25 protein-coding genes are annotated in these 25,916 nt (G+C 67.9%); 9 read left to right on the forward strand and 16 right to left on the reverse strand.

The genetic code is table 11. The features are described 5' to 3' along the window. Positions 1–24: 24 nt before the first annotated feature. From dapE to AAG092_RS05230, 3 genes are read left to right on the forward strand one after another with little or no spacing between them, the layout of a single operon-like run. A complete protein-coding gene (dapE, locus tag AAG092_RS05220) occupies positions 25–1,164 on the forward strand; it encodes a succinyl-diaminopimelate desuccinylase (protein WP_373388830.1) in 1,140 nt (379 codons plus the stop codon). Beyond that, positions 1,161–1,973 carry a putative RNA methyltransferase gene (locus tag AAG092_RS05225; RefSeq protein ID WP_373388831.1) on the forward strand — a complete coding sequence of 271 codons (813 nt, stop codon included), beginning with the start codon at positions 1,161–1,163 and terminating at the stop codon, positions 1,971–1,973. Before dapE ends, AAG092_RS05225 begins: the two co-directional genes overlap by 4 nt. 3 nt (positions 1,974–1,976) lie before the next feature. Further along, positions 1,977–2,348: a hypothetical protein gene (locus tag AAG092_RS05230; protein ID WP_373388832.1), complete on the forward strand. Its 372-nt coding sequence runs from the start codon at positions 1,977–1,979 to the stop codon at positions 2,346–2,348. 108 nt (positions 2,349–2,456) lie between these two features. On the opposite strand, the gene AAG092_RS05235 is transcribed toward AAG092_RS05230, so the two are convergent. The 5 genes from AAG092_RS05235 to AAG092_RS05255 form a co-directional block, all read right to left on the reverse strand. Beyond that, positions 2,457–2,666, reverse strand: a complete 210-nt coding sequence (locus tag AAG092_RS05235; protein ID WP_043306963.1) for a cold-shock protein — start codon at positions 2,664–2,666, stop codon at positions 2,457–2,459. Between the two features lie 229 nt (positions 2,667–2,895). Beyond that, a complete protein-coding gene (locus AAG092_RS05240; protein WP_373388833.1) occupies positions 2,896–3,873 on the reverse strand; it encodes a DUF4340 domain-containing protein in 978 nt (325 codons plus the stop codon). Positions 3,874–3,955: 82 nt separating this feature from the next. Then, positions 3,956–5,788: a GldG family protein gene (locus AAG092_RS05245; RefSeq protein ID WP_373388834.1), complete on the reverse strand. Its 1,833-nt coding sequence runs from the start codon at positions 5,786–5,788 to the stop codon at positions 3,956–3,958. A 2-nt stretch (positions 5,789–5,790) separates the two neighbouring features. Further along, complete coding sequence (locus AAG092_RS05250; RefSeq protein ID WP_110681240.1) at positions 5,791–6,522, reverse strand: ABC transporter permease subunit; 732 nt, start codon at positions 6,520–6,522, stop codon at positions 5,791–5,793. Beyond that, a complete protein-coding gene (locus AAG092_RS05255; protein ID WP_373388836.1) occupies positions 6,519–7,439 on the reverse strand; it encodes an ABC transporter ATP-binding protein in 921 nt (306 codons plus the stop codon). The genes AAG092_RS05250 and AAG092_RS05255 overlap by 4 nt, the downstream gene beginning before the upstream one ends. A gap of 274 nt (positions 7,440–7,713) precedes the next feature. Here AAG092_RS05255 and plsB point away from each other — a divergent pair, with 274 nt between their 5' ends. The 3 genes from plsB to AAG092_RS05270 all read left to right on the forward strand — a co-directional run bounded on the left by plsB (position 7,714) and on the right by AAG092_RS05270 (position 11,467). Continuing rightward, on the forward strand, positions 7,714–10,200 hold the full coding sequence (plsB, locus tag AAG092_RS05260) for a glycerol-3-phosphate 1-O-acyltransferase PlsB (protein WP_373388837.1): 2,487 nt from the start codon (positions 7,714–7,716) through the stop codon (positions 10,198–10,200). 75 nt (positions 10,201–10,275) lie between these two features. Continuing rightward, positions 10,276–10,677 (forward strand): hypothetical protein, encoded by a 402-nt coding sequence (locus AAG092_RS05265; protein WP_373388839.1) that lies wholly within the window; start codon positions 10,276–10,278, stop codon positions 10,675–10,677. A 112-nt stretch (positions 10,678–10,789) separates the two neighbouring features. After that, positions 10,790–11,467, forward strand: a complete 678-nt coding sequence (locus tag AAG092_RS05270; RefSeq protein ID WP_110681233.1) for a DUF4197 domain-containing protein — start codon at positions 10,790–10,792, stop codon at positions 11,465–11,467. A gap of 61 nt (positions 11,468–11,528) precedes the next feature. Here AAG092_RS05270 and AAG092_RS05275 read toward each other — a convergent pair whose 3' ends face one another. Together AAG092_RS05275 and AAG092_RS05280 are read right to left on the reverse strand one after the other, a co-directional pair. Next, the gene (locus tag AAG092_RS05275) at positions 11,529–14,600 is read right to left on the reverse strand and encodes an efflux RND transporter permease subunit (protein WP_373388840.1); all 3,072 of its coding nucleotides are present in this window, start codon (positions 14,598–14,600) and stop codon (positions 11,529–11,531) included. A 3-nt stretch (positions 14,601–14,603) separates the two neighbouring features. Next, on the reverse strand, positions 14,604–15,707 hold the full coding sequence (locus tag AAG092_RS05280; RefSeq protein ID WP_373388841.1) for an efflux RND transporter periplasmic adaptor subunit: 1,104 nt from the start codon (positions 15,705–15,707) through the stop codon (positions 14,604–14,606). Positions 15,708–15,800: 93 nt separating this feature from the next. Between AAG092_RS05280 and AAG092_RS05285 the strand changes: the two genes are divergently transcribed. Continuing rightward, positions 15,801–16,439 (forward strand): TetR/AcrR family transcriptional regulator, encoded by a 639-nt coding sequence (locus AAG092_RS05285; protein ID WP_110681228.1) that lies wholly within the window; start codon positions 15,801–15,803, stop codon positions 16,437–16,439. On the opposite strand, the gene AAG092_RS05290 is transcribed toward AAG092_RS05285, so the two are convergent. Then, positions 16,436–17,215 carry a class I SAM-dependent methyltransferase gene (locus AAG092_RS05290; RefSeq protein ID WP_373388842.1) on the reverse strand — a complete coding sequence of 260 codons (780 nt, stop codon included), beginning with the start codon at positions 17,213–17,215 and terminating at the stop codon, positions 16,436–16,438. The genes AAG092_RS05285 and AAG092_RS05290 overlap by 4 nt on opposite strands. A 106-nt stretch (positions 17,216–17,321) precedes the next feature. Here AAG092_RS05290 and AAG092_RS05295 point away from each other — a divergent pair, with 106 nt between their 5' ends. Next, complete coding sequence (locus tag AAG092_RS05295) at positions 17,322–18,089, forward strand: hypothetical protein (protein WP_373388843.1); 768 nt, start codon at positions 17,322–17,324, stop codon at positions 18,087–18,089. On the opposite strand, the gene AAG092_RS05300 is transcribed toward AAG092_RS05295, so the two are convergent. From AAG092_RS05300 to ppc, 5 genes are all read right to left on the reverse strand, one after another. Continuing rightward, positions 18,086–18,940, reverse strand: coding sequence for a DUF72 domain-containing protein (locus AAG092_RS05300; RefSeq protein ID WP_373388844.1), 855 nt, complete (start codon positions 18,938–18,940; stop codon positions 18,086–18,088). The two genes, AAG092_RS05295 and AAG092_RS05300, sit on opposite strands and share 4 nt — an antisense overlap. Beyond that, a complete protein-coding gene (locus tag AAG092_RS05305) occupies positions 18,940–19,284 on the reverse strand; it encodes a hypothetical protein (RefSeq protein ID WP_110681220.1) in 345 nt (114 codons plus the stop codon). Before AAG092_RS05305 ends, AAG092_RS05300 begins: the two co-directional genes overlap by 1 nt. Positions 19,285–19,378: 94 nt before the next feature. After that, positions 19,379–20,059 (reverse strand): tRNA (adenosine(37)-N6)-threonylcarbamoyltransferase complex dimerization subunit type 1 TsaB, encoded by a 681-nt coding sequence (gene tsaB, locus AAG092_RS05310; RefSeq protein WP_373388845.1) that lies wholly within the window; start codon positions 20,057–20,059, stop codon positions 19,379–19,381. Between the two features lie 86 nt (positions 20,060–20,145). Next, positions 20,146–20,793 (reverse strand): adenylate kinase, encoded by a 648-nt coding sequence (gene adk, locus AAG092_RS05315; protein WP_373388847.1) that lies wholly within the window; start codon positions 20,791–20,793, stop codon positions 20,146–20,148. A 162-nt stretch (positions 20,794–20,955) separates the two neighbouring features. Then, on the reverse strand, positions 20,956–23,592 hold the full coding sequence (ppc, locus tag AAG092_RS05320) for a phosphoenolpyruvate carboxylase (protein WP_373388848.1): 2,637 nt from the start codon (positions 23,590–23,592) through the stop codon (positions 20,956–20,958). Between the two features lie 195 nt (positions 23,593–23,787). Between ppc and AAG092_RS05325 the strand changes: the two genes are divergently transcribed. After that, positions 23,788–24,132 (forward strand): pilin assembly protein, encoded by a 345-nt coding sequence (locus tag AAG092_RS05325; protein WP_373388849.1) that lies wholly within the window; start codon positions 23,788–23,790, stop codon positions 24,130–24,132. On the opposite strand, the gene AAG092_RS05330 is transcribed toward AAG092_RS05325, so the two are convergent. The 3 genes from AAG092_RS05330 to AAG092_RS05340 form a co-directional block, all read right to left on the reverse strand. Next, complete coding sequence (locus AAG092_RS05330; protein ID WP_373388850.1) at positions 24,129–24,632, reverse strand: O-acetyl-ADP-ribose deacetylase; 504 nt, start codon at positions 24,630–24,632, stop codon at positions 24,129–24,131. The two genes, AAG092_RS05325 and AAG092_RS05330, sit on opposite strands and share 4 nt — an antisense overlap. A gap of 24 nt (positions 24,633–24,656) precedes the next feature. Then, positions 24,657–24,989, reverse strand: a complete 333-nt coding sequence (locus AAG092_RS05335; protein ID WP_373388851.1) for a hypothetical protein — start codon at positions 24,987–24,989, stop codon at positions 24,657–24,659. Between the two features lie 93 nt (positions 24,990–25,082). Then, positions 25,083–25,829, reverse strand: coding sequence for a TIGR00266 family protein (locus AAG092_RS05340; protein WP_373388852.1), 747 nt, complete (start codon positions 25,827–25,829; stop codon positions 25,083–25,085). Positions 25,830–25,916: the final 87 nt, after the last annotated feature.

Here is a 25,916-nt window from a genome sequence, read left to right on the forward strand (position 1 = left end):
GCCCACCGCCGTACCGGAGCCGCAATGACCACCCTCTCCCCCACCCTCGAACTGGCCTGCGACCTGATCCGCCGCCCCTCCGTTACCCCGGTCGACGAAGGCTGCCAGGAGCTGATGATGCGCCGCCTGGCGGCAGTCGGTTTCGCGGTGGAGCGCATGCGCATCGAGGAAGTGGAGAACTTCTGGGCCCGGCGCGGCGGCGAGGGCCCGGTGCTGTGCTTCGCCGGCCACACCGACGTGGTGCCCACCGGTCCGCTGGATGCTTGGCAATACCAGCCGTTCGACGTGCGCGTGGACGAGCAGGGCATGCTCTGCGGCCGTGGCGCGGCGGACATGAAGGGCAGCCTGGCGTCGATGGTCATCGCCGTCGAGCGCTTCGTCGCCGACCACCCCAACCACAAGGGCGCCATCGCCTTCCTCATCACCAGCGACGAGGAAGGCCCGGCCCAGCACGGCACCAAGGCGGTGGTCGAGCGCCTGCGCGAGCGCGGCGAGCGCCTGGACTGGTGCATCGTCGGCGAACCCTCGAGCACCAGCCTGCTCGGCGACGTGGTGAAGAACGGTCGCCGCGGCTCCCTCGGCTGCACCCTCACCGTGCGCGGCAAGCAGGGCCACGTGGCCTACCCGCACCTGGCGCGCAACCCCATCCACCTGGCCGCCCCGGCCCTGGCCGAACTGGCCGCCGAGCACTGGGACGACGGCAACGCCTACTTCCCGCCGACCAGCTTCCAGGTGTCCAACCTCAACGCCGGCACCGGCGCCACCAACGTCATCCCGGGCGAACTGAAGGCGGTGTTCAACTTCCGCTTCTCCACCGAGTCGACGGTCGAGGGCCTGCAGCAGCGCGTCCGCGCCATCCTCGACAAGCACGGCCTGGACTACGACCTGGACTGGGCCCTGTCCGGCCTGCCCTTCCTCACCCAGCCGGGCGAGCTTCTCGACGCCGTGGCCGCCAGCATCAAGAGCGTCACCGGCCGCGAAACCACACCCTCCACCTCGGGTGGCACCTCGGACGGGCGCTTTATCGCTACTTTGGGCACCCAGGTAGTCGAGCTGGGCCCGGTCAACGCCACCATCCACCAGATCAACGAGCGCGTGCTGGCCAGCGACCTCGACCTGCTCACCGAGGTCTACTACCAAACCCTGGTCAAACTGCTGGCATGAGCCTGACCTGCCCCATCTGCCAGGAGCCGCTGAGCCCGACGGACAGCGGCCTGGCCTGCAGCAACCGGCACAGCTTCGACCGGGCCCGCCAGGGCTACTACAACCTGCTGCCTGTGCAGCACAAGAACAGCCGTGACCCGGGCGACAACCAAGCCATGGTCGAGGCGCGCCGGCGCTTCCTCGATGGCGGCCACTACGCCCCACTGGCCAGGCTCCTGGCCGAACTGGCCGCCGAGCGCGGCCCGCGCAGCTGGCTGGATATCGGCTGCGGCGAGGGCTACTACACCGCGCAGCTCGCCGAACGGCTCCCGGATGCCGAGGGCTACGCCCTGGACATCTCCCGCGAGGCGGTGAAACGTGCTTGCAAGCGCGCGCCGCAGCTCAGCTGGCTGGTAGCGAGCATGGCCCGCGTGCCGCTGAGTGACGCCAGCTGCGACCTGCTGGCCAGCGTGTTCAGCCCACTCGACTGGCAGGAGGCGCTGCGCCTGCTCAAACCCGGCGGCGGCCTGCTGCGCATGGGCCCGACCCGCGCGCACCTGATGGAACTGCGGCAGAAGCTGTACGACGAAGTACGCGACTACGACGACCAGAAGCATCTGGAGCTGATTCCGCCGGGCATGCACCTGGCCCACAGCGAGACCCTCAGCTTCCCGCTGCTGCTGGCCGACGCCCAGGCCCGCGCCGACCTGCTGGCGATGACCCCGCACGGCTGGCGCGCCAGCGCCGAACGCCGCGCCGCGGTGATCGCCGAAGCCTTCGAGGTGACGGTCGCCATCCGCTACGATTGGATCGAAAAGAACAAGGACTGAGCCATGCGCCAACCCGATATCGAGATCTACCTGAAGGACGCCGATCAGCAGGCCATTGCCGCCTGGCTGAGCGAGGCCATCGGTCCGTGCAGCGAGTGGCGCCAGCAGGGCCAGACCTTCAAGTGCCGCGCCGGCGATGTGCCGGTGACCTGGCTGCCGAAAGCCGTGGGCAAGTGGCATAGCCTCTATCTGGAAAGCGACGCCACGCCCTGGGAAGATGACCTGGCCTGCGCCCGCGCCGCCTTCGCCGCGCTCGGCGTGCAGGTGCGCTGCGCCCCCGGCGGCTGGAGCGAGGAAGAAGCGGAAGAAGAGGCGGATCGCTGGATCAAGATCGACGCCGAGGGCGAGCAGGAAATCATCTGGCGCACCGATTGATCTCCCCTCTCCCACTTGTGGGAGAGGGGTCGGGGGAGAGGGAATTAACCTCCCGAAAAAGCAAAAGGCCCGTCGCTGACGGGCCTTTTGTTGTGTGTCGCGCAGGTCTCAGACCTTGGACACGTCTTCCGCCTGCAGGCCCTTCTGGCCCTGGATCACGGAGAACTCCACCTGCTGGCCTTCGACCAGGGTGCGATGACCTTCGCCACGGATGGCGCGGTAGTGGACGAACACGTCCGGACCGCTTTCGCGTTGAATGAAGCCATACCCCTTGGAATCATTGAACCACTTGACGGTTCCGACCTCACGATCAGCCATTACCACTTCCCTCGATTCTCGGTTTTGTTGTTGCCCTGGTGGGCTTCGACGGTTCGGCGCAAACGTTCTTCTTCTTCTTTCCGACCCCGGCCAAAACGAGCGTGGAGCGGTGTTCCGAATGGCGTCCTGATGCGACCGCATCGGGAGTATAAAACAAGCGTTCGGCTTGCCAAGGGATTTTTTCGGCCGTCTGCAGGCCCCGTTCTACAGGGCCTGCAGCGGTTTTACCTCAGTCCGCGGCGAGCACATCGGTCAACTTCTTGGCCAGGCTCTGGTACTGGTACGGCTCGATCCGATAGGCCCAGTCGCTGCGCCCCGGCAGCTCGCTGGCGGGCAGGTCGCTGCCCTGCTCCAGCAGCAGCCAGTGCTGGTCGCCCTGGCCATGCAGACTGCCCTTGAGCGTCTTGCCGGCGAAGGTGGACAGGCTGAACTGCAGCACCGGCTTGTCCTCGAAGCTCAGCTGGGCCAGCGGTGCGGCGTCGGCGAAACGCAGGTCGGCGAAGAAGCGCGCCATGCCATCGGCGGCGCCGTCGAAGGCCAGACGCTTGCCCTCGGGCAGCTGGCGCACGCGCAAGTTGGCTTCCTCGGCCTTGTCGCGATAGAGGGTCAGGCGCTCACCACCGGCGTGCCGCAGGTCCAGCTCGCGCACCGTGGCGAAGGGCACGGCGGCGACGCGGCGGTCCAGCCACTCCAGCTCGCTGGCCGGCAGCTCGATGCGCTGGCTGACCAGCCAGCTCTGCGCCTCGCCGGCCTGGCGCACCAGGTGCCCGTCACGCTGCCCGGGCTTGCCGATCAGCAGTTGCAGCGGCGGCTGCTCGCCGCGCTGCAGGGTCACCCGCACGGCCTGCTCCTCGGGGCTGCCCTGCTCGGCCAGGCCGAGGCGAGCGTAGAGTTCGGCATTGGCGGTACGCGGCTCGACCTTGCGCGCCTCGCCCAGGGCCTTGAGCAGCGCGGCGACGGCGGCACGGTCGGCCGGGTAGTCGGCCTTGGCCGGCACCACCCAGGCCTGCTCGCGGCGCTCCAGGCGCACCAGCGGCTGGCCGGCGCGCTGGACCTCGATGGCCTGCACCTGCTCGGCCTGCAGCCCCGGCAGCCAGGCCTCGGCCTGCGCGGGCGCCGGCCGCTTGCTGACCTGGCTGGTGAAGTACCAGCTGGCCACCAGGGCCAGCGCCAGCACCGCCAGAACGAATAAGGTTTTGCGAGTCATGGTCTTGCTCTCCTCGCGGCAAGAATCGGTATCGGAAAGAGGCAGGCGGGGGAAAGGGCCAGGCCCTCTCCCCCGGGGGGCATCACGCGGCCTTGCGCCGGCGCCACAGCCACAGGGCCAGCACGCCGAGGGTCAGCAGCAGCGGCACCAGCAGGATGTTGGCCAGCTTGAGGGTGCGCCCCAGGGCCTCGATATCGGCATTCAGCTGGTAGCGCACCTCGCGCAGCTCCTTGCGGATACGCACCTTCTCGGCAAGGAACTGCTGCACCGTGGCCTGCTGCTCGGGGGTCAGCTCCAGCGCCTTGCTCGGGTCCTGCTGCTGCAGGGCGGCGAGCTTCTGCTCGGTCTCGGCCAGGCGCTGCTGCAGGTCTTCCTCCTTGACCCGGAACTGCGCCTCGGCCTCGCGCTGCAGCGCCTCGACCACCTCGAACGGGCGGCTGAAGCGGCCGCGCGAACGCACGCTGATCAGCGCATCGCTGCCGGACAGGTTGTCCAGCGCGTTGATGGCGAAGCCGGCGTTGTCGGCGAACGGCTGCGGCACGCGCTGGCCGAAGAAGTCCTGCACCTGCACCCACATGCGGTCGCTGAGCAGGTCGGTATCGGCCACGGCGATCACGTTGATGTTCTCCGCCGACTTCAGGCCGTCCTTCTGCCCCTCGATGCCGTTCGGGTAGGCCGATTGCGCCGGGCCGCTGATGCGCGCGGCGATGGCGTAGCGCTCGCCGGTCGGCTCCAGGTCGCGGATCAGCTCCTCCGGGTTGGCCAGCATAGACAGGCGCGTGGCGTCGAACGGCATGGCGTACTCGGAGCTCTGCAGCAGCGGCACGAACTGGGTCTTGGCGCCCTCGATCGGCTCGAGGATGCCACTGGAGGCGATATTGATGGTCTCCAGGCCGGCGGTGGCCACGTCGTCCTGGTTCAGCGCGCGCTGCGGCAGCGACAGCCAGGCGGCATGCCGCGCCGGTCGCTGGCCCTGGCCCATGCTCACGGACAGCGCGTAGGAGCCGTCGCCGAGCACCTTGTCCGGCACCATGCGCAGGCCCCAGGCCTTGAACAGCGGCTCCAGGTCACTGGCCTTGTCCAGCTGGTCGCCCGGCATCACCGGCGCGGCGTTGTCCGCCTCGCTGAGCGGGTCGACGAACACCAGCAGCTTGCCGCCGCGCAGGACGAACTGGTCGATGGCGTACAGGGTCGCTTCCGGCAGGTTCTTCGGGTGCACCAGCAGCAGCACCGAGACCTCGTCCGGAATCTTGTCGATGCCGGCCTTGAGGCTGTCGATCTTGAACAGCTGGCGCACTTCCTCCATCACCATCCAGGGCGCCATCGGCTGGCGCGCCATCATGTCGAAGCCACCGTTGAGCTGCAGCCCGGAGAGCAGGCCGATCACTGGCCGCTCCGGCTTGGCCAGGCCCTGCACCAGCTGGCTGATCTGGTACTCGAGGAACTCCTCCTGGTCCAACGGGAAGAACGGGATGATCTGCTTGTCGTCCACCGCGTTGGTGCCGGCCAGGCCGAAGTAGATCTGCTCGCCGCCCTGGTTCGCCGGCACCGCCTGCAGGCCGAAGCCGGCGGCCTTGTCCTCGTCCTCGGAGAAGGGCTCGGGGTCGATGATGTGCAGCTTGATCTTGCCGCCCGCCGCGCGCTCGTAGGCCTTGAGCATCTCCGTCACGCGGGTGGCGTAGTTGCGCAGCACGGCGAGGTCGCGGGCGGCCTTGTCGGAGTAGAAGAAGTACAGGTTGATCGGCTCGTCCAGCTCGCCAAGGATGCGCTCGGTGCCCTCGGAGATGGTGTAGAGCTTCTGCTCGGTCAGGTCCAGGCGGGCATTGCCCAGGCCCAGCGCGGCAAGCATGTTGAAGGCCAGGAAGGCCACGGCGATCAGCAGCAGGCCGGCGCCGGAATACATCAGTTTCTTCATGGTCAGTCAGCCTTCTTCAGATCGACCACCACGGCGGTGGCGGCCAGCCAGGCGGCCATCAGGGTGATGAAATAGAGCAGGTCGCGCAGGTCGATCACGCCCTTGCTGATCGCGTCGAAGCGGGTCAGGAAGCTCAGCGAGGCGACCGCGTCGAGCAGCCACTGCGGCGCCCAGGCGAAGGCGTCGAGCACCATGGGGAAGCCGCTGACGATGAACAGGAAGCAGGCGCTGACGGCGAGTATGAAGGCGATCACCTGGTTCTTCGCCAGGGCCGACATGCACGAGCCGATGGCCAGGTAGGAGCCGGCCAGCAGCCAGCTGCCGAAGTAGCCGGTGAAGATCGCGCCGTTGTCCGGCTCGCCCAGGTAGTTGACCGTGATGATCATCGGGAAGGTCAACAGCAGGGCGATGCCGGCGAACACCCAGGCGGCGAGGAACTTGCCCAGCACCGCCTCGGCGCGGGTGATCGGCAGGGTCATCAGCAGCTCGATGGAGCCGGACTTGCGCTCCTCGGCCCACAGGCGCATGGCGATGGCCGGCACCAGGAACAGGTACAGCCAGGGATGGAAGTTGAAGAACGGCGCCAGGTCCGCCTGGCCGCTCTCGTAGAAGCCGCCTAGGTAGAAGGTGAAGACCCCGGACAGCACCAGGAAGATCAGGATGAACACGTACGCAAGAGGGGTAGCGAAATAGCTGGCCAGCTCGCGCTTGAAGATCACGGGCAACTGCTTCATGCCGCTTCTCCCCGGGTCAGGCTGCGGAATACTTCATCGAGGCGGCCGCGTTCCACGTCCAGCTCCTTCACCTGCCAGCCGCGCTGGCGAATCAGTTCGTTGACCTGCGGGAAGATCACCTGGCCCGGCTGGGCCAGCAGGGTCAGGCTGCCCTCGGCGTTGTCCTCGATGCCGACCACGCCCGGCAGGGTCGCCAGGGCTGCGCGGTCCAGTTCGCCCTCTGCCACCAGGGTCACGGCCTGGTGGTAGCGCGAGCGGCTCTCCAGCTCCAGCGGGGTGCCGTCGGCCACCAGCTTGCCGGCGGCGATCACCACCGCGCGGGTACACACCGCCGACACCTCCTCGAGGATGTGGGTGGAAATGATCACGATCTTGTCCTTGGCCAGGCTCTGGATCAGCTTGCGCACCTGGTGCTTCTGGTTCGGGTCGAGGCCGTCGGTGGGCTCGTCGAGGATCAGCACCTTGGGATCGTGGAGGATCGCCTGGGCCAGGCCGACACGGCGCTTGAAGCCCTTGGACAGGGTCTCGATGCTCTGCTCCAGCACTTTTTCCAGCTCGACCTGCTCGACTGCGCGCTGCACCCGCTGCTTTTTCTCGGCGCCGCGATAGCCGCGCACTTCGGCGATGAATTCGAGGAAGCCGCGCACCGTCATGTCGCCATAGCAGGGCGCGCCTTCCGGCAGGTAGCCGATCTGCTGCTGGGCCTTGAGGGTATCGCTCTGGATATCGAAACCGAGGATGCTGGCGGTGCCGGAGGTCGGCGCCAGGAAGCCGGTGAGCATCTTCATGGTGGTGGATTTACCGGCCCCGTTGGGGCCGAGGAAGCCCAGCACTTCCCCCTGCTGGACCTTGAAGCTGAGGCCATCGACGGCCGTGTGCTGAGCAAAACGCTTGGTTAGATTTTTTATTTCGATCATGGCTCTCGTCCCGACGGGAGAAACCCCGGGCCATGCTGACCACGGGGGTCCTGCAAACGCTGGCGGACTATAAAAGTCGACCCGCGGCATGGCAAGACAGCCGCTTTTAGGAAAAGTTGCAGAGCCCTGGCCAGCATCGGCGCCAGCAGCCTGCAAGCCAGGAACGGCGCACCATCCGGTGAACACTTGTACCTGCAGCGCTTTTGCCGCCACGGGGCGAATACGGCACACTAGCCGCCCCGAGCGCTTGCTCGTTTTTTCACAGCCGCACTCTATGACCCGCTCCCCGCTCCGCCGCCTCGCCTTCGGTACCCTGCGCCGCCTGCTGCTGCTCTGGGTACGCTCGGAAACCATCAACCAGTCGTCCTTCAACCTGCGCCTGGACCGCAGCAAGCCGGTGTTCTACGTGCTGCAGCAGCCTTCGGCGGCGGACCTGGCGGTGGTCGACAGCGAGTGCAGCAAGGCCGGCCTGCCGCGCCCGGTGCTGCCGGTGACGGTCGGCGCGCAGGAAGAGCCGGCCGCCTTCTTCTACCTGACCCGCGAGCCCAGCTGGTTCGGCGGCCATGACAAGCGCGGCGCGCCGCCCACCCTGCAGCGCCTGCTCGCCAGCCTCGACGGCAATGCCCTGGACGACGCGCAGATAGTCCCGGTCAGCGTGTTCTGGGGCCAGTCGCCGGACCGCGAGACCAGCCCCTGGAAGCTGCTGTTCGCCGACACCTGGGCGGTCACCGGGCGCCTGCGCAAGCTGGTCAGCATCCTGATTCTCGGGCGCAAGACCCGCGTGCAGTTCTCCGCGCCCATCCACCTGCGCGAGCTGCTCGACCAGGGCAAGGGCCGCGAGCGCACCCTGCGCATGGTGCAGCGCATCCTGCGCGTGCACTTCCGCAGCCTCAAGGCCGCGGTGATCGGCCCGGACGTATCGCACCGGCGCAACCTGGTGAAAGGCCTGATCCACGGCCCGCAGGTGCGCCAGGCCATCCTCGAGGAGGCCGAGCGCGAGAAGATCAGTGTCGAGAAGGCCGAGGCCAAGGCCCTGCACTACGGCAACGAGATCGCCTCGGACTACACCTACACCGCCATCCGCTTCCTGGAGACGGTGCTCAGCTGGTTCTGGAACAAACTGTACGAAGGCATCCAGGTCAACCACCTGGAGGCGGTGCGCGACCTGGCCCATGATCACGAGATCATCTACGTGCCCTGCCACCGCAGCCATATCGACTACCTGCTGCTGTCCTACCTGCTGTTCAGAAACGGACTTACTCCGCCGCATATCGCCGCCGGCATCAACCTCAACATGCCGGTCGTGGGTGGCATCTTGCGCCGTGGCGGCGCCTTCTTCATGCGCCGCACCTTCAAGGGCAACCCGCTGTACACCGCGGTGTTCAACGAATACCTGCACACCCTGTTCAGCAAGGGCTTCCCGGTCGAGTACTTCGTCGAGGGCGGGCGCTCGCGCACCGGCCGCACCCTGCAGCCGAAGACCGGCATGCTGGCCATCACCCTGCGCAGCTTCCTGCGCTCCTCGCGCCTGCCGATCGCCTTCGTGCCGGTCTACATCGGCTACGAGCGCGTGCTCGAAGGCCGCACCTACCTGGGCGAGCTGCGCGGCGCGGCGAAGAAGAAGGAGTCGATCTTCGACATCTTCAAGGTCATCGGCGCGATCCGCCGCCAGCGCTTTGGCAGCGTCGGGGTGAACTTCGGCGAGCCGATCAAGCTGGCCGAGTTCCTCGATGCCGAGCAGCCGGGCTGGCGCAGCCAGGACTACGGCGACCAGTACCGCCCCGAATGGCTCAACCGCACCACCAACCGCCTCGGCGAGCGGGTGGCGCAGCACCTCAACGAGGCGGCGGCGATCAACCCGGTCAACCTGGTCGGCCTGGCCCTGCTCTCCACCAGCAAGCTGGCGCTGGATGAGCAGGCCCTGGCGCGCGTGCTCGACCTGTACCTGGCACTGCTGCGCAAGGTGCCCTACTCGCCCCACGCCACTCTGCCGCAGGGCGATGGCCAGGACCTGATCCGCTACGTGCAGAGCATGGACCTGCTGGCCGAGCAGAAGGACGCCCTGGGCAGGATCCTCTACCTGGACGAGCAGAACGCCGTCCTGATGACCTACTACCGCAACAACGTGCTGCACGTGTTCGCCCTGCCGGCGCTGCTGGCCAGCTTCTTCCTCAGCAGCTCGCGCATGAGCCGCGAGCAGATCCTGCGCTACGTCGGCGCGCTCTATCCCTACCTGCAGTCGGAGCTGTTCATCCGCTTCAAGCAGGAGGAGTTGGAAGGCGTGGTCGACCAGTGGCTGGAGGCCTTCGTCGAGCAGGGCCTGCTGCGCCGCGAGGACGACATGTTCATCCGCCCGGCACCCAGCTCGCGCCAGTTCGTCCTGCTCAGCCTGCTGGCCCGCGCCATCGTGCAGACCCTGCAGCGCTTCTACATGGCCACCGCCCTGCTGCTCAACGCCGGCCAGTACGCCCTCTCCGCCGAGGAACTGGAGAACCTCTGCGTGGTCATGGCCCAGCGCCTGTCGATCCTGCACGGCCTCAACGCCCCGGAGTTCTTCGACAAGAGCCTGTTCCGCCACTTCATCCAGACCCTGCTGGACCAGGGCGTGCTGCGCCAGAACGGCGAAGGCAAGCTCAGCCACCACCCGCAGCTGGCCGAGCTGGTGGAAGGCGCGGCCAAGCGCGTGCTGCCGGCGGAAATCCGCCTGTCGATCCGCCAGGTGGCGCTGGAGCGCGGCGAGCACGCCACGCAGAGCGCCTGACCCCGGCCGCGGGGCCGTCCACGGCGGCCCCGGCGGTTTGTGCCGCGACCCCGGACCTGGCTATGATCGAACGCCATGTCCCAGACCGCCCCGATCCGCCACCCCTGCCCGCCCGGCGCCTGCACCTGCGAGCGTGACCGCCTGCTGCAGGAGGCGAGCACCGACCTGCGCATCCTGCAGCTGACCCGCCAGGAGGAAAAGCGCCTGCTCGAACGTCTGGAGCAGCTGCAGAGCCTGGAAGACCTGCAGCACATGCAAAGGCGCATGTTCGAGCTGCTCGGCCTGCGCGTGCACGTCGCCCCGGGCAGCAACGAGGTACGCAGCATGCGCGGCATCGCCATCCACATCGACGAGCTGCCCGGCCTGTGCCGCAAGACCCGCCAGGCCATCCCCGCCGCCATCCGCCGTGGCCTGGAACGCAACCCCGAGATCGCCTTCCGGCTGCTGGACGCCCACGACCTGTTGCGCGACGCCTGAAATGATGCAGATATCACACATGGTCCAGGCGTACAGAATGGAAAATCCATTCATCTCTGTCTGTCCGCTCCGCTAAGCTCGTTCAACTCCCACTGCACGAAGGAATTCGCTCATGCTCCGACTCACCACCCTGGCCGCCGGCCTGCTGCTCTCCGCCAACGCCCTGGCCCTGTCGCTGGCCGATCTGAGCCAGAGCGACGCCAGCGGCGGGCTCAAGGATGCGCTGACCCAGGGCGCGCAGATCGCCGTCAAGCAGCTGGGCCGGCCGGGCGGTTTCAGCAACAACGACGAGGTGCGCATCGAGCTGCCCGGCAAGCTGGGCAAGGCCGCGCAGACCATGAAGATGATGGGCATGGGCGAGCAGGTGGAGGAACTGGAGGCCAGCATGAACCAGGCCGCCGAGGCTGCCGTGCCGCAGGCCCAGGCGATCCTGGTGGATGCGGTGAAGAAGATGACGGTGAGCGACGCCAAGGCCATCCTCGCCGGGGGCGACGATTCGGCCACCCAGTACCTGAACCAGAGCAGCCGCGAGCAGATCCGCGCGCGCTTCCTGCCGATCGTCAAGCAGGCCACCGACAAGGTCGGCCTGGCCCAGCAGTACAACGCCTTCGCCGGCCAGGCCGCGGCCTTCGGCGTGGTCGATGCCAAGAGCGCCAACGTCGAGAGCTACGTCACCGAGCAGGCCCTGGATGGCCTGTTCAAGATGATCGCCGAGCAGGAGGCGAGTATCCGCCAGAACCCCGCCGGCGCCGCCACCAGCCTGGCGAAGAAGGTATTCGGCGCGCTCTGAAGCGGCCGCACCGCCCATGAAAAAGCCCGGCACTTGCCGGGCTTTTTCATGGCAGCAGCGCTTAGCGCTCCACTTCCTTGACCCTGAACCAGGCCGCGTAGAGCGCCGGCAGGAACAGCAGGGTCAGCGCCGTGGCGACGATCAGACCACCCATGATGGCCACCGCCATCGGCCCGAAGAACACGCTGCGCGACAGCGGAATCATCGCCAGCACCGCCGCCAGGGCGGTCAGCACGATGGGCCGGAAGCGCCGTACCGTGGCCTCGATGATAGCGTGCCAGCGATCCATGCCGGCAGCGATGTCCTGCTCGATCTGATCGACCAGGATCACCGAGTTGCGCATGATCATGCCGGCCAGGGCGATGGTGCCGAGCATGGCGACGAAGCCGAAGGGCTGCTGGAACACCAGCAGGAACAGGGTCACGCCGATCAGCCCGAGCGGCGCGGTGAGGAACACCATGGCCGTGCGCGACATGCTCTTGAGCTGCAGCATGAGCAGGGTCAGCACCACCAGGATGAACAGCGGGACGCCGGCGTTGACCGACTTCTGCCCGCGCGCCGAGTCCTCCACCGTGCCGCCGACTTCCAGCAGGTAGCCGCTGGGCAGCGCGGCGCGGATCGGCTCCAGGGTCGGCATGATCTGCTTGACCAGGCTGGCCGGCTGCTCGCTGCCGTAGATATCGCCGAGGATGGTCACGGTCGGCAGGCGGTCGCGACGCCAGATCACCCCCTCCTCGAAGCCGTATTCCAGGGTGGCGATCTGCGACAGGGCCACGCTCTTGCCGCTGGCGGTCGGCACCGCCAGGCTCGGCAGCAACTCCAGCGCCTGGCGCTCGCGCACGGTACCGCGCAGGAGGATCTCGATCAGCTCGTTGTCCTCGCGATACAGGCTGACGCTGGAGCCGGTCAGCGAGCTCTGCAGGAAGCTCGACAGGTCGGCGCTGGTCACGCCCAGGGCGCGGGCGCGCTCCTGGTCGATGTTCAGGTACACCACCTTGCTCGGCTCTTCCCAGTTCAGGTGGACGTTGGCCACGTAGGGGTTCTCACGCACCTTGGCCGCCACCTGGCGGGCGATCGCACGCACCTCGTCGATGTGCTCGCCACTGACCCGCAGCTGGATCGGGAAGCCCACGGGCGGGCCGTTCTCCAGGCGCGAGACACGGGTACGGGCGAAGGCGAAGTCCTCGTTCATCACCTCGATCAGCCAGCTGCGCAGCTGCTCGCGGTCCTCGATGCTCTTGGCCAGGATGACGAACTGGGCGAAGCGGGTCGCCGGCAGCTGCTGGTCCAGCGGCAGGTAGAAACGCGGCGAACCGGTGCCGACGTAGGCCACGTAGTTGTCGATGCCCTCGTGCTCCTTGAGCTTGGCCTCCAGGCGCTTGACCTGCTCCTCGGTGGCCTTCAGCGACGAGCCTTCGGTGAGCTTGATGTCAACCATCAGCTCCAGGCGCCCGGAGGCCGGGAAGAACTGCTGCGGCACGAAGCGGAACAGCAGCAGCGAGGCGACGAACAGGCCGATGGTCACCAGGATCACCGTCTTGCGCCGGCGCACGCACCACTCCACCACCTCGCGCACGGTCTGGTAGAAGGTGGTCGAGTAGGGATCGTGCCCCGCTGCGCTGCCACCATGCTTCTTCGCATGCAGCTTGGCCAGGTCCGGCAGCAGGCGGTCGCCCAGGTAGGGCACGAAGACCACGGCGGCGATCCAGGACACGATCAGGGCAATGGCCACCACCTGGAAGATCGAGCGGGTGTACTCGCCGGTGCCGGATTGCGCGGTGGCAATCGGCAGGAAGCCGGCGGCGGTGATCAGGGTGCCGGTGAGCATCGGGAAGGCCGTGCTGGTCCAGGCGAAGCTGGCCGCGCGCAGGCGGTCGTAGCCCTGCTCCATCTTGATCGCCATCATCTCCACCGCGATGATCGCGTCGTCCACCAGCAATCCGAGCGCCAGCACCAGCGCGCCCAGGGAAATCTTGTGCAGGCCGATGCCGAAGTAGTGCATCAGGGCGAAGGTCATCGCCAGCACCAGCGGGATGGACAGCGCCACCACCAGGCCGGTGCGCAGGCCGAGGGAGAAGAAGCTGACCAACAGCACGATGATCAGCGCCTCCACCAGCACGCGGACGAACTCGCCCACACCGGTCTTCACCGCCGCCGGCTGGTCGGACACCTTGTGCAGCTCCATGCCCAGCGGCAGGGTCTGCTGCAAGCGGGCGAACTCCTGCTCCAGGGCCTCGCCGAGCACCAGGATGTCGCCGCCGGCCTTCATCGACACGGCGATGCCGATGGCATCCTCGCCCATGAAGCGCATGCGCGGCGCGGGCGGGTCGTTGAAGCCGCGATGCACCTCGGCCACGTCACCGATGCGGAAGGTGCGATCACCCACTCGGATGGGGAAATCGCGGATCTCGTCGACCGTCTTGAAGCGCCCGGACACGCGCATCTGGATGCGCTCGGCGGGGGTCTCGAAGAAGCCCGAGTAGGTCACTGCGTTCTGCTCGTCCAGCGCCTGCTGCACGGCCGCCAGCGGCAGGCCTAGGGTCGCCAGCTTGACGTTGGACAGCTCGATCCAGATCTTCTCGTCCTGCAGGCCGATCAGCTCGACCTTGCCCACGTCCTTGACCCGCTGCAGCTGCAACTGCAGGCGGTCGGCATAGTCCTTCATCACCGCGTAGTCGAAGCCTTCGCCGGTCAGCGCGTAGATGTTGCCGAAGGTGGTGCCGAACTCATCGTTGAAGAAGGGGCCACGAATGCCGGGCGGCAGGGTGTGGCGGATGTCGTTGACCTTCTTGCGGATCTGGTACCAGAGCTCGGGAATGTCCTTGGAATGGATATTGTCGCGGGCCATGAAGGTGACCACCGACTCACCCGGGCGCGAATAGGAGTTGATGAACTGGTAGTCACCCGTCTCCATCAGCTTCTTTTCGATGCGCTCGGTGATCTGCCGCGAGACTTCCTCGGCGGTGGCGCCCGGCCAGTCGGTGCGCACCACCATGGCCTTGAAGGTGAAGGGCGGGTCCTCGCTCTGGCCGAGCTTGGTGTAGGACAGCGCGCCGATCACCGCCAGCACGATCATGAAGTAGCGCACCACGCTGCGGTTGCGCAGCGCCCATTCGGAGAGGTTGAAGGACATGGCTTACTCCTTGCCGACCAGCGCAACCACGCGGTTGTCGCGGTCTACCGGGCGCACCTTCTGCCCGTCGAGCAGCACGTGCACGCCGGCGGCCACCACCCAATCGCTCTCCTTCAGGCCTTCCAGGATCGACACCCGCTCCTGGCCGTAGGCGCCGACCCGTACCGGCGTGCGCACCACCTTGGACTCCTTGGGGTCGATAACCCAGACGAAGGGCGTGCCCTTCTCCGCGCTGAGCGCGGACAGCGGCACCGACAGCGGCACCTCGCCATCGGCGGTGATCGACACGCGGGCGCTCTGCCCCACCTCGGCCTTGACCTTGGGATCGCTGAAGGTCACCCGCGCGGCGAAGGTGCGCGACTGTGCATCGGCGGCTGGCGATAGCTCGCGGATGCGCCCGGGGAACTGCTTGTCCGGCTGCGACCACAACTCGATGCTGACTTCCTGGCCGATGCGGAAGCGCTCCAGGGCATGCTCGGGCACGCTGATCAGCACTTCGCGCTCGCCATCGGCGGCCAGGGTGAACACGGTCTGCCCGGCGGCCACCACCTGGCCCACCTCGCCCAGGCGGCGGGCGATCAGGCCGTCCTGGGAGGCGCGCAGCACCGAGTAGCCGGCCTGGTTGCTGGCCACGTCGAACTCGGCCTTGATCTGCTTCACCCGCGCCTCGCCGGCGCGGTACTGGTTCTCCACCGTGTCGTACTGCGACTGGCTGATCAGCTGGCGGGCCAGCAGGGTCTTGTAGCGATCGCGCTCGGAACGCACCAGCTTGAGGTTGGCCTCGGCGGCATTGAGCTGGGCACGGGCGGCCTCCAGCTGCAGCTTGACGTCCTGCGGGTCCAGTTCCGCCAGCGGCTGGTCCTTGCGCACCCGGTCGCCGGCATCCACCAGGCGCTTGGCGATCTTGCCGCCGATGCGGAAAGCCAGTTCCGGCTCGAAGCGCGCGCGCACCTCGCCAGGGTAGGTATCCACCGCGTCCGCCGCCGGCAGCGGCTGCACCACCATGGCCGGGCGTACCGGCGCCTCGGCGGTTTCGCCGTTGCCGCAGGCAACCAGCAGGGAGATCAGCGACAGGGGTACGGCGAGGGACAAGGCATGACGGAGCATGATGGAGGACCTTTCGCAAAAGGAGCTTGGAATACTTATACTGCCCGGTATAGTAAAAATAGCAAACTCACCAGTCCAGTATTAAAAGGCCAAATGTCCGACAAACTGTTACAGCCATCCAGCGGCCCCGGACGGCCCAAGGACCCCGCCAAGCGCCAGGCCATCCTGGAGGCGGCCAAGCGCCTGTTCATGCACAACGGCTACGACGGTAGCAGCATGGACGCCATCGCCGCCGAGGCCGGGGTGTCCAAGCTCACGGTGTACAGCCACTTCACCGACAAGGAGACGCTGTTCGCCTGCGCGGTGGAATCCAAGTGCGAGGAGCAGCTGCCCTCGCTGTTCTTCGAACTGCGCCCGGACAGCAGCGTCGAGCAGGCCCTGCTGGCCATCGGCCGCGGCTTCAATGCCCTGATCAACAGCGCGGAATCCCTGGCCATGCACCGCCTGATGGTGGCTCAGGGCGCGCAGAACCCGCAGCTGGCGCAACTGTTCTTCAATGCCGGTCCGCAGCGGGTGATCGATGCCATGCAGCACCTGCTGGAGCAGGCGGATGCACGCGGCCAGCTGCGCATCGACAACCCGCAGCACGCCGCCGAGCACTTCTTCTGCCTGATCAAGGGCGGCTGCCACTTCCGCCTGCTGATGGGCATCGCCCAGCCGCTGAGCGGCAGCGCTGCCGAAGAGCATGTGCAGGAAGTGGTGCGGCTGTTCGTGCGCGCCTACAGACCCTAGGGCTTCAGGGCCTTCTTCGGGTAGATGTCGTAGCGGCTGGACTTGCCCTCCAGCGCATAGCTCGGCTTGGCGCCCTCGATGATCGGCGCCTTGCGCGGGCGCTTGACCACCACCCGGTGGCTGGCCAGGGCCAGGGCCGCCTGCAGCAGGGCGGGGGCGTCCGGGTCGTCGCCCACCAGGGGACGGAACAGGCGCATTTCCTTCTTCACCAGGGCGCTCTTGTCGCGGTGCGGAAACATAGGGTCGAGGTAGATCACCTGGGGCGGCTCGCCCTGCCAGTCGCGCATCAGTTCGATGGCATTGCCGTGCAGCAAGGTCATCTGCGTGGCGATGGGGGCCACCTCGGCGTCACCTTGCGCGCGGGCCAGACCATCCTCGAGCAGCGCCGCGATGATCGGCTGGCGCTCGCTGAGGGTCACGGCACAGCCCAGGCTGGCCAGCACGAAGGCGTCGCGCCCCAGGCCGGCAGTGGCATCCAGCACACTCGGGCGCACGCCCGGCTGCACGCCGACCGCCTTGGCGATCATCTGCCCGCTGCCGCCGCCATAGAGCCGGCGATGGGCCACGGCCCCCTCGACGAAATCCACCCGGATCGGTCCCGGCGCCTGCGGGCCCAGCTCGGCCAGCTGCAGGCCCTGCTCGCTCAGCTGCAGGGCGAACTCGGCCTCACCGGCCAGCGGCAGCCCCAGGCGCGCGGCCCACTGCGCGGCCTCGGCGGCCAGGGCCGGATGCAGGGCCTCGACCCGGATTCTGGTTATAGGCCGTTCGTCGCTCATCAGGAAATATGCTCAAAAAACGCTCAAAAGACGCGGCACCAAGCCGATACATAACTGTGCCCTATTCTGCCAGACGCGGCCCACGGCGACCGCACCGAGTTCCCGCATGTTCGATGCCCTTTCCACCCCACGCCCGTCCGCGCTGGACAAGCAGCTCGACGCCGGCCTGCGCGACTCCCTCGACTACCAGATCCTGCGCCGCACCCTGATGCCCAAGGGCGAGCAGCCCGCGCCCGAGGCGGCCGCCGCCGAGATCGAGGAGGCGCGCAGCGCCCCGCCCGCAGCACAGGCCCCGGCGGATGCCACCGCCCAGGCCGCCAGTTTCCAGCAGGTGCTGCAGCAGCGCGAGCTGGAGCTGAACGTGACCGCCAACCCGCAGCCACAGAAGACCGACCCACTGGTGCTCGACCTGGCCGGCAACGGCTTCGCCACCCGCGGCCTGGACGATGCCGTGCGCTTCGACCTGGACGCCGACGGCCGCCGCGACCGCATCAGCGCACCCGGCGGCGACGACGCCCTGCTGGCTCTGGATCGCAACGGCAACGGCCGCATCGATGACGGCCGCGAGCTGTTCGGCGACCAGAACGGCGCCGCCAACGGCTTCGCCGAACTGGCCAGGTACGACGACAACGACGATGGCCGCATCGATGCCCAGGACGCGGTGTTCGAACGCCTGCGCCTGCTGCGTTTCGACGCCGAGGGCCGCCAGCACAGCCAGAGCCTGGACCAGGCCGGGGTCGCCGCCATCGAACTGGGCGCGCGCGACGTCAAGATCGCCCTGGGCGCCTACGACGAGATCGCCCAGCTGGGCCGCTTCGAATTCGCCGACGGCCGCAGCGGTCAGGCCGCCGACCTGCTGCTGGCGCGGCGCTAGATCAGCCCCAGCTGCTCCACTTCAGGCTCGGACCGCGCCAGCGCCGGCAAGCCGGGCAGGCGCTGCATCAGCGCCTGATGGAAACGCAGCGCCTGTGCTGCGGCCAGCTGATTGTCCGGGGTATGCAGGAACACATGGGGCGTCAGGCCCTGGCCTATCCAGTCCGCCACCTTGTCCAGCCAGGGCTCGAGAAAGGCCTGATTGGCCTCCAGGTCCGGGCCGCCGACGAAACGCAGCTGCGGGCTGGCGCTGAAAGCAGTCGGGCGCAGCGGCAGGCGCGGCTTCTTCGCCTGGGCATGCAGCACCGCCGGATCACGCGAGGTGCAGGCGAACAACGCCCGTGAGTCCAGGCAGATACGCTCCACGCCTCGCGCCTGCAGCTCGCGATTGAGCAGGCGCTCCTCCTCGCCGCGAGCGAAGAAGAGCGGATGGCGCAGCTCCACGGCCACGCTACGGTCGGCGAATTCGTCCAGCCAGGCCAGCAGCTCGTCCAGACGCGAGGGACCGAAGCTGGCCGGCAGCTGCAGCCAGAGCGGCGCCACCCGCTTGCCGAGGGGGGCTAGCAAGGCTAGGAAATCGGCGCTGGCGGCAAAATGCTCGCGCAGATCGCCGCCGTGGCTGATATCGCGCGGCAGCTTGGCGCAGAAGCGGAAGGATGCAGGCATCTGCTCGGCCCAGCGCTGCACGGTCTGCGCCGTAGGACGGGCATAGAAGGTGGTATTGCCCTCGACCGCATTGAAGGTGGCGCAGTAGTGGGCCAGGGTCTCGGCGGGACGCAGATCGGCGGGGTAGAAGCTGCCGCGCCAGGCCGGCTCGTTCCACGACGGGCAGCCGATGAAGTAGGGCAGCATCAGGCGTAGAGGTCTAGGCCCAGGACTTCGCTGGCATCGCGCTCTTCGGTGAATCCGGCGGTATTGCCGTAGGCAGCCAGGGCCTGGTTAGCCTTGGCGCTGAGGCCACGCTGCTGGGCGAAGCCATCCTGGTAGCGCGCCGGCAGGCTGTCGCTGCTGGCATTGCCGGCCTGCACCCGGCGCGGCTGGGCCAGCTGCTCGTAGCCCTGAGTGGCGGACGGCGATGCCGGCTGTTCGCGACGTTCCTCGACCTCGCGCTGGCTTTCGCGCAGGGGCGTGACCGCACTGCCCGGGCGGGGGCTGCGATCCAGCGGGTAGGAGGATGAGAAACCGTCGATACGCATCTGTTACTGCTCGCAATACGTGCGGTGGACTGTAGCGGCCGCGGCTAAAAATGGCAATTTGCCGGCGTCAAATGGCGGACGGATGGCCAGCCGCTCAGATCGCCTGCTTGGGTGTCGCCACATTGTCGCGCAGGTACACCGGCTGGGCCTGGTCGGCCGGTAGCGCCTCGTCGCGCTGCCAGGCGAATTGGGCCAGGCTCAGCAGGTCCTGGGCATGCGGCAGCATGGCCGGATCACTGCCGCTGGGTTGCAGCCCGATACGCGCACCGTAGGTGCCCCAGCCGGTGCCGGCGGCGAACCAGTCGCCCGCGGCGCCGCGCGGCAGCTGCGCCAGCTCCGGAGCCAGCACCGCCTCCACGCCCTGCAGGCGCATCTCGCCCTGCGCGGCGACGTAGCAGCCCCAGTAGACCTCGTCCATGCGCGCATCGATGGCCGCTGCCACCTGCTGCGCGCCATGCTCGCGCAGCGCGCGCTGGGCCAGCACGGCCAGGTTGGAGACCGGCAGCACAGGCCTGTCGAGGGCGAAGGCCAGGCCCTGGACCACGCCGATGGCGATGCGTACGCCAGTGAAGGCACCGGGACCGCGACCGAAGGCGATGGCGTCCAGCGCGGACAGCGCCAGCCCCGCCTCGCCGAGGATCTGCTGGACCATGGGCAGCAGGCGCTGGGCGTGCAGGCGCGGGATCACCTCGTAGTGGCTGAGCACCCTGCCCTCGTGCAGCAGGGCGACGGAACAGGCTTCGGTGGCGGTATCCAGGGCCAGCAGAGTGGTCATCGGGGCATCCGGTGGGCAGAAAAAGGCAGGCATTATAAACGCCAACGGCCCGCGATTGCGGGCCGTTGGACAGAGCGGTCAGCCGATCAGCTGAGGGCTTCGAGCACCTTGGCGGTGATCTCTTCCACCGAGCCCACGCCGGCAATGGCGCTGTACTTGGGGGTGCCTTCGGCGGCGGACAGCTTCTGGTAGAAGTCCACCAGCGGCTTGGTCTGCGAATGGTAGACGGCCAGGCGGTGACGCACGGTCTCCTCGGTGTCGTCCTTGCGCTGAACCAGGTCCTCGCCGGTCACATCGTCCTTGCCGGCGACCTTCGGCGGGTTGTAGACCACGTGGTAGACGCGGCCGCTGGACTCGTGCACACGGCGACCGGCGATGCGCTGGACGATCTCTTCGTCGTCGACGGCGATCTCGACCACGTTGTCGATGGTCACGCCGGCTTCCTTCATGGCCTCGGCCTGAGGGATGGTGCGCGGGAAACCGTCGAACAGGAAGCCGTTGGCGCAATCCGGCTGGGCGATGCGCTCCTTGACCAGGTTGATGATCAGGTCGTCGGAGACCAGGCCGCCGGCATCCATCACGCTTTTGGCCTGCAGGCCCAGCTCGGTGCCGGCCTTGACGGCGGCGCGCAGCATGTCACCAGTGGAGATCTGCGGAATACCGAACTTCTTGGTGATGAAACCAGCCTGGGTACCTTTGCCGGCACCGGGCGCCCCCAGCAGAATCACGCGCATCGAAGTGCTCCTCAAAAAAATAAGACCGAAATGTCGTCGGACTCGCCTCGTGGGGCCAATCTCGTTAATTGGTTTTCCGCGTCACTGAGCGGCGAAAGGATGGCCACGATACACAGCGCATCAAGGCTGCACAAGCCACCGAAAGTCGGAGGCGGCGGGGCCTCAGCCGGTGTTGCGCAGGCCCGCCGCGATGCCTGCCACGGTGACCAGCAGAGCCTGCTCCAGGGGGCTTTCCGCCGCACTCTGGCGCTGCCTGGAACGGGCCAGAAGCTCGGCCTGCAGCAGGTGCAACGGGTCCAGGTAGATATTGCGCACGGTAATCGCCTCGCGGGTCTCCGGACTGTGGGTGAGCAGCTCCGACTGACGGGTCAGGCCCAATACCAGAGCACGGCACTGCGACAATAGGTCGCGCAACTGCGCACCCAGGGGTCGCAGTGCTGTATCGACAAGGCGCTCGTCATACAGGGCGGCGATCGACAGGTCGGTCTTGGCCAGCACCATCTCCAGCATGTCGATGCGCGTGCGGAAGAACGGCCAGCGCTCGCGCATGTCCTCCAGCAGGGCCTGCTCGCCACGCTGCAGGGCGTTGCCCAGGGCCGTCTCCCAGCCCAGCCAGGCCGGCAGCATCAGGCGCGTCTGGGTCCAGGCGAAGATCCAGGGAATCGCCCGCAGGCTCTCCACCCCGCCGGCGCGGCGCTTGGCCGGGCGGCTGCCCAGCGGCAGGCGACCGAGCTCCTGCTCCGGGGTGGCCTGGGCGAAGTATTCGACGAACTGCGGATGCTCGCGCACCACCGCGCGATAGGCCGCCACGCCCTCCCCGGCCAGGCGGTCCATGGCGGCGCGCCAGGCCGGCTCGGAGGCCGGCGGCGGCTGCAGGGTGGCCTCCAGCACGGCGGCCAGGTACAGGTTGAGGTTCTGCTCGGCCAGTGCCGGCAGGCCGAACTTGAAGCGGATCATCTCGCCCTGCTCGGTGGTGCGGAAGCGCCCGCTCACCGAGCCCGGCGGCTGCGACAGGATGGCCGCGTGGGCCGGGCCGCCACCGCGGCCGACAGTGCCACCACGGCCATGGAACAGCAGCAGCTCGACCTCGTGCTTGCGGCACACCTCCACCAGGGTCTCCTGGGCGCGGTACTGGGCCCAGGCGGCGGCTACCGTGCCGGCATCCTTGGCCGAGTCGGAGTAGCCGATCATCACCTCCTGCGGCCCGTGCAGGCGCGCACGGTAGCCGTGCAGGCCGAGCAGGCGGTCGATGGCCGGGCCGGCGTTGTCCAGGTCGGCCAGGGTCTCGAACAGCGGTGCAACCCGCATCGGCCGCTGCAGGCCGGCTTCCTTCAATAGCAGTTGCACCGCCAGCACGTCGGATGGCGCGCCCGCCATGGAGATGACATAGGTGCCGAGCGAGGCGGCCGGCGCCGCGGCGATGACACGGCAGGTGGCCAGCACCTCGGCGGTCTCGGCCGAGGGCCGGTGCTGCGCCGGCAGCAGCGGGCGACGGTTGTCCAGTTCGCGCAGTAGGAACTCGATGCGCCGCTCCTCGTCCCATTCGGCGTAGTTGCCCAGGCCCAGGTAGTCGGTGATCTCGGCCATGGCGGCGGAGTGGCGGGCGGCGTCCTGGCGCACGTCCAGGCGTACCAGGAACAGGCCGAAGCAGGCCGCGCGGCGCAGGCAGTCGAGCAGCTCGCCCTCGGCGATCACGCCCATGCCGCAGGCATGCAGCGAGTGGTAGCAAAGCTCCAGCGGCTCGAGCAGCTCGCGGTTGTCGTGCAGCACCTCGGGGCCCGGGGCGACGTCCGCGGCCAGCGCCGCCTCGGCCCAGGCGCGGGTGGCGCGCAGGCGCTCGCGCAGCTGCTTGAGCACGGCGCGATAGGGCTCGGGATGGACGCCGACCCGCAGGCGCAGCTCGTCGCTGGCCTGCTGCATGGACAGCTCGGCGGCCAACCGGTCGACGTCGCGCAGGTACAGATCGGCGGCCATCCAGCGCGCCAGCAGCAGCACCTCGCGGGTGACGCTGGCGGTGACATTGGGGTTGCCGTCGCGGTCGCCGCCCATCCAGGAGGCGAAACGCACCGGTGCCGCCTCCAGCGGCAGGCGCAGGCCGCAGGCGTCCTGCAGGGCCTGGTCGGCCTTGCGCAGGAAGCTCGGCACGGCCTGCCACAGGGAATGCTCGATCACCGCGAAGCCCCACTTGGCCTCGTCCACCGGGCTGGGCCGACTGCGGCGGATTTCCTCGGTGTGCCAAGCCTCGGCGATCAGTCGGCGCAACCGCAGTTGCACCTCGCCGCGCTCGGCCGGCAGCAGGTCGTTGTGATCGAGGGCGGCCAGCTGGGCGGCGATGGCGTCGTATTTCTGGATCAGGGTGCGCCGCGCCACCTCGGTGGGATGCGCGGTGAGGACCAGCTCGATATCGACCCGCCCGAGCTGGCGGGCCAGCTGCTCCGGGGCATGCCCGCCCGCAACCAGGCGCTGAAGCAACTCGGCCAGCACCCGGTCATCGAAGGGTTGCGCCTCGTCCGGGCGACGCCGGCGGATGCGGTGATACTGCTCGGCGATATTGGCCAGGTTGAGGAACTGGTTGAAGGCCCGCGCCACCGGCAGCAGCTCGTCGTCGCTGAGCGCGGCGAGAGTCTCGCGCAGTTGCTGTTCACCGGCCGAGGAGCCCTGGCGACCGGCCTTGGAACCCTGGCGGATCAGCTCGATCTTGGCCAGGAAGGCCTCGCCGCGCTGGTTACGGATGCAGTCGCCGAGCAACTCGCCGAACAGGTGAACCTCTTCGCGCAGGCGCGCATCGATTTCCGCCATGGCCGTCCTCTCCGCCTCGGGATAGAGCCTTCAGCTTGCACAGGGCGACCGCTTCTTACAAGCACGCGACGAATGGCCATGGGCCCGGCGCAGGCGAGCTAGGCTGAACAGAGCGGGGGCAAAAGCCCCGTGGGTCGGGCCCGGCAGTCCCCGACCAGACCACCGCCCACCACGAATGGGCATACCGAGGTGTGTATGAAGATCCGTGAACTCGCCCGCCATTGGGAGCAGAACGCCAAGGGTCGCCTGACCCGCAGCCAGTACCACATCCATATCGACTTGGAAGCCGCCGCGCGCCTGGCGGCGCTGTGCGAGATGTATCCCAAGCGCAGCGCCGAGGAACTGCTCGGCGAACTGATCGGCGCGGCCCTGGAGGAACTGGAGGCCAGCCTGCCCTACGTCAAGGGCAGCAAGGTGGTGGCCACCGACGAGCAGGGCGACCCGCTGTACGAGGACATCGGCCCCACGCCGCGCTTCCTCGCCCTGTCGCGCCGCTACCTGCGGGAAATGACCGCGCAGCAGGATGGCGCCAAGCACTAGGGCGCCAGCAGACGCCGGTAGAGCCCGGCCATCTCGGCGGAGAAGGCCACCAGCAGCGCGCGGCGCAGGCTACTATCGGCCTGGCGCCCACGCTGCAGCTCGGCGATGGCGATCCGCGCCGCCGCTTCCGGCGGATAGCCGTAGACCCCGCAACTGATGGCGGGAAAGGCGATCTCGGCCAGCCCGTGCGCCTCGGCCAGAGCCAGGCTGTTGCGGTAGCAGGCGGCCAGCAGGTCGGCCTCGCCCTGCCCGCCACCGCGCCAGACCGGGCCGACCGTGTGGATCACGTGCCGGGCCGGTAGGGCAAAGCCTGGGGTGATACGCGCCTCGCCGGTGGGGCAGCCGCCCAGCGCGCGACAGCAGGCCAGCAGCTCGGGGCCGGCGGCGCGGTGGATGGCCCCGTCCACCCCACCACCGCCGAGCAGCGAGCTGTTGGCCGCGTTGACTATGGCGTCCAGCGCCAGGGCCGTGATATCGCCGTGGAAGACTGCGATCTGCATCGTGTTCCTCCTCGGCGCTGGCGCTTACTGCTGCTGCGGCGCCTGCGGGGTTTCCTGGCCCATGCAGCGCACCGCCTGCTTCTTGCTGTCCACCAGCACGCCGGTCAGGCCCTTCTGCTGGGTATCGAACAGCACCAGCACGCCGTCGATGCACTGCGCCACCTGGCTGGCCGGCTTGAGCGAGACCTTGTAGTCCTCGCCGGGCACCGTCTTGAGCATGGTGAAGTCGGCCAGCAGCAGGGCGTCCTCCTCCTTGGCGAAATGCAGGTAGCCGTAGTACCAGAGCACGCCGACGGTAGCGATGACGCTGGCGATGCCGGTGAGAATCAGGGGAATGGCGTTGCGTTCTTCACTCATGGGAAAGGCTCGCTGTACAAAAAAGCGAGAGTTTACCCGTTGCCCAGGCGCACCGCGCGTCCGCAATGTCGCAGCGCGTGACATCGCGGCCGGTTACTTGCCGCCGGCGCGCACTTCCTCGCGGGCCCTGAAGGTGGCGTCATAGATGCGCTCGGCCAGGCGCGAGAAGGGCAGGCTCTGCACCCACACGGTACCTGTGCCCTTGAGGGTGGCCAGGAGGATGCCCTCGCCGCCGAACAGCATGCTCTTGAGGCCGCCGGCCAGGCCGATGTCGTAGTCGATGCCGCTGGTGAAGGCCACCAGGCAGCCGGTGTCCAGGCGCAGGGTCTCGTTGTTCAGCTCCTTGCGGATCACCGTGCCGCCGGCATGCACGAAGGCCAGGCCGTCGCCTTCCAGCTTCTGCAGGATGAAGCCCTCGCCGCCGAAGAAGCCGGCGCCGATGCGCTTGTTGAAGCTGATACCGATCTCGGTGCCGTAGGCGGCGCAGAGGAAGGCGTCCTTCTGGCAGATCAGCCGGCCGCCGACCTGGGCCAGGTCGATGGGCACCACGGTGCCCGGGTAGGGAGCGGCGAAGCCGACCCGCTGCTGGCCCTTACCCTGGTTGCTGAAGTGGGTCATGAACAGCGACTCGCCGGTGAGCAGGCGCTTGCCCGCACCCCACAGCTTGCCCAGCATGCCACTGGCCGAGCCATCGCCCATGCGCGTCTCGAAGCGGATGCCCTCGGTCATGTAGTTCATCACCCCGGCTTCGGCGATCACCGTCTCGCCCGGGTCGAGGATGATCTCCACGGTCTGCGCCGAGGCTCCAAGGATTTCGTAGTCGAGTGTGTGGCTGGGCATAGGAAGAATTCCTTGCAGGTTGCGCGGTGCGCCCTCTCCCGTTTACGAGAGAGGGACATGATTTACCCTCTCCCCCAACCCCTCTCC

Source organism: Pseudomonas alcaligenes (genome assembly GCF_041729615.1).
GTDB lineage: Bacteria > Pseudomonadota > Gammaproteobacteria > Pseudomonadales > Pseudomonadaceae > Aquipseudomonas > Aquipseudomonas alcaligenes_B.

Coding starts and splice junctions, on each gene's coding strand:
- AAG092_RS05295 (WP_373388843.1), top strand. CDS start 17,322: ATGTTCGATGCCCTTTCCACCCCACGCCCGTCCGCGCTGGACAAGCAG.
- AAG092_RS05250 (WP_110681240.1), bottom strand. CDS start 6,522: ATGAAGCAGTTGCCCGTGATCTTCAAGCGCGAGCTGGCCAGCTATTTC.
- AAG092_RS05255 (WP_373388836.1), bottom strand. CDS start 7,439: ATGATCGAAATAAAAAATCTAACCAAGCGTTTTGCTCAGCACACGGCC.
- AAG092_RS05285 (WP_110681228.1), top strand. CDS start 15,801: ATGTCCGACAAACTGTTACAGCCATCCAGCGGCCCCGGACGGCCCAAG.
- AAG092_RS05240 (WP_373388833.1), bottom strand. CDS start 3,873: ATGACTCGCAAAACCTTATTCGTTCTGGCGGTGCTGGCGCTGGCCCTG.
- AAG092_RS05235 (WP_043306963.1), bottom strand. CDS start 2,666: ATGGCTGATCGTGAGGTCGGAACCGTCAAGTGGTTCAATGATTCCAAG.
- AAG092_RS05335 (WP_373388851.1), bottom strand. CDS start 24,989: ATGAGTGAAGAACGCAACGCCATTCCCCTGATTCTCACCGGCATCGCC.
- AAG092_RS05270 (WP_110681233.1), top strand. CDS start 10,790: ATGCTCCGACTCACCACCCTGGCCGCCGGCCTGCTGCTCTCCGCCAAC.
- adk (WP_373388847.1), bottom strand. CDS start 20,793: ATGCGCGTGATTCTGCTGGGGGCGCCCGGTGCCGGCAAAGGTACCCAG.
- AAG092_RS05280 (WP_373388841.1), bottom strand. CDS start 15,707: ATGCTCCGTCATGCCTTGTCCCTCGCCGTACCCCTGTCGCTGATCTCC.
- AAG092_RS05300 (WP_373388844.1), bottom strand. CDS start 18,940: ATGCTGCCCTACTTCATCGGCTGCCCGTCGTGGAACGAGCCGGCCTGG.
- AAG092_RS05325 (WP_373388849.1), top strand. CDS start 23,788: ATGAAGATCCGTGAACTCGCCCGCCATTGGGAGCAGAACGCCAAGGGT.
- AAG092_RS05245 (WP_373388834.1), bottom strand. CDS start 5,788: ATGAAGAAACTGATGTATTCCGGCGCCGGCCTGCTGCTGATCGCCGTG.
- AAG092_RS05305 (WP_110681220.1), bottom strand. CDS start 19,284: ATGCGTATCGACGGTTTCTCATCCTCCTACCCGCTGGATCGCAGCCCC.
- AAG092_RS05275 (WP_373388840.1), bottom strand. CDS start 14,600: ATGTCCTTCAACCTCTCCGAATGGGCGCTGCGCAACCGCAGCGTGGTG.
- AAG092_RS05265 (WP_373388839.1), top strand. CDS start 10,276: ATGTCCCAGACCGCCCCGATCCGCCACCCCTGCCCGCCCGGCGCCTGC.
- AAG092_RS05225 (WP_373388831.1), top strand. CDS start 1,161: ATGAGCCTGACCTGCCCCATCTGCCAGGAGCCGCTGAGCCCGACGGAC.
- tsaB (WP_373388845.1), bottom strand. CDS start 20,059: ATGACCACTCTGCTGGCCCTGGATACCGCCACCGAAGCCTGTTCCGTC.
- AAG092_RS05230 (WP_373388832.1), top strand. CDS start 1,977: ATGCGCCAACCCGATATCGAGATCTACCTGAAGGACGCCGATCAGCAG.
- AAG092_RS05340 (WP_373388852.1), bottom strand. CDS start 25,829: ATGCCCAGCCACACACTCGACTACGAAATCCTTGGAGCCTCGGCGCAG.
- dapE (WP_373388830.1), top strand. CDS start 25: ATGACCACCCTCTCCCCCACCCTCGAACTGGCCTGCGACCTGATCCGC.
- AAG092_RS05290 (WP_373388842.1), bottom strand. CDS start 17,215: ATGAGCGACGAACGGCCTATAACCAGAATCCGGGTCGAGGCCCTGCAT.
- AAG092_RS05330 (WP_373388850.1), bottom strand. CDS start 24,632: ATGCAGATCGCAGTCTTCCACGGCGATATCACGGCCCTGGCGCTGGAC.
- ppc (WP_373388848.1), bottom strand. CDS start 23,592: ATGGCGGAAATCGATGCGCGCCTGCGCGAAGAGGTTCACCTGTTCGGC.
- plsB (WP_373388837.1), top strand. CDS start 7,714: ATGACCCGCTCCCCGCTCCGCCGCCTCGCCTTCGGTACCCTGCGCCGC.